Annotated in this window: 2 protein-coding genes; both read left to right on the top strand. The window is 67.6% G+C overall.

Annotated elements, in window-relative coordinates:
- Window positions 1-424, top strand: a 424-nt coding sequence (locus tag ACXJKR_RS31605) for a UDP binding domain-containing protein (protein ID WP_457326218.1), incomplete at its 5' end; no start/stop codon positions are given.
- A 14-nt stretch (window positions 425-438) separates the two neighbouring features.
- On the top strand, window positions 439-1,626 hold the full coding sequence (locus ACXJKR_RS31600; RefSeq protein ID WP_457326217.1) for a glycosyltransferase family 4 protein: 1,188 nt from the start codon (window positions 439-441) through the stop codon (window positions 1,624-1,626).
- The last annotated feature ends 100 nt before the right edge of the window (window positions 1,627-1,726 follow it).

Genomic DNA, 1,726 nt, shown 5'->3' with positions numbered 1-1,726 from the left:
CGCCCACATCGGCCGCGCCTATGAGCTGATCGCCGCCAACGGCCGCAAGCCCGTGGCCCTGTTCGGCCTGGCCTTCAAGCCCGGTACCGACGACCTGCGCGACTCKCCGCTGGTGGTGCTGGCCGAGAAGCTGCTGGGCAAGGGCTTCGATCTGACGATCTACGACAAGTTCGTCAAGATCGCGCGCCTGCTGGGCAAGAACAAGGAATACATCGACCGCGAGATTCCCCACCTCGACAAGCTGCTGCAGGAGACGCCCGACGCCGTGCTGGCGCGCGCCGAGATCATCGTCGTCGGCCATGCCGACGCCGAGACCCGCCAGCGCATCATCGCGCTGGGCAAGCGCGCGCGCGTTGTCGACCTGAACGGCTACGCCGACCTGCGCGACRCTGGATTCGCACAGTACGAGGGCATCTGCTGGTGAACCGACTTCGGGTCGTGTTCGTCTCGCCRGTCTTCCTGTTCCCGGCCGATGCCGGTGGCAAGATCCGCACGGGCAACATCCTGCGCGGCTTGAAGGAGAGCGGCCAGTTCGACGTCACGCTGCTGTCGCCGGCCACGCCTGAGCAGCAGCGCGAATGGCAGGGCGAACTCGACCGTCTGTGCGAACGCTTCATCGGCTGGCAGCCGAGCGAGGCACGGCCCCGTTGGCAACGCGCACCCGACCTGCTGTCTTCGCTACCGATCAACGTGGTCAACGACCGCACGCCGGCCGCGGTGGCCGCGGTCGAGCAGGCGCTGGCAGCCGAGCACTTCGACGTGGTCGTCTTCGACTTCGTCCACGCCGCCGTGCTGCGTCCAGAGAAGCTGAAAGGCGCGACGGTCTGCTTCACGCACAACGTCGAGGCCGAGATCTTCGAGCGCCATGCCAAGACGGCCGCGAGCGCGCCACTGCGCTGGCTGTGGGCCTCGCAGGCGGCCAAGATGCGCCGTTTCGAGCGCGAGGCGCTGGCCCGCTTCACGCGGGTCGTCGCCGTGTCCGAGCGCGACGCCAAGATGTTCGAGAAAAACGACGGGCTGAAGACGGCCCGCGCCATCCCCACCGGCGTGGACCTGGACTTCTTCTCCTGGCAGGCCCCGGCCGATGGTGCGCCGACCGTCGTCTTCACCGGTTCGATGGACTGGGAAGCCAATGTGGACGGCATCCGCTTCTACATCGACGAGGTGTGGCCGCGTGTGCGCGCCCAGGTACCGAATGCACAGCTGCGCGTCGTCGGCAAGAATCCGCCGGCGTCGTTGGTGCAGCGCAATGTTCCCGGCGTCAGCTTCACGGGTTTCGTCGACGACGTGCGTGACCATGCCCGTGATGCCCAGGCCTTCGTCATCCCGCTGCGTGTCGGCGGCGGCACCCGCATCAAGGCCTTCGAGGCCATGGCCATGGGCCTGCCGGTGGTGTCCACCAGCATCGGCATCGAGGGCCTGGACGTTGACGACGGCACCCACTTTCTGCGCGCCGACGGCGCCGAGGCGCTGGCCGAGGCGACGCTCAGGCTCATCCATGACGGCGCCCTGCGCCTGCAGCTGTCACAGGCGGCGCGTCGGTTGGTCGAGGCCCAATTCGGTCACCGCGTGGCCGCCGAAGTCTTCGGCCGCATCCTGATCGAAGCCGTGGAGGCCGTCGCGTGAGAAAGCTGAAGGTCCTCACCTTCTCGACGCTGTTCCCGAGCAGTGTTCGGCCCAGCCACGGCATCTTCGTGGAGACGCGGCTGCGCGAGCTGATGAAGAG

The organism is Roseateles sp. P5_E11 (assembly GCF_054049355.1).
The sequence above is the reverse complement of the archived record's forward strand: the minus strand, read 5'-3'. Positions and strand labels throughout refer to the sequence as shown.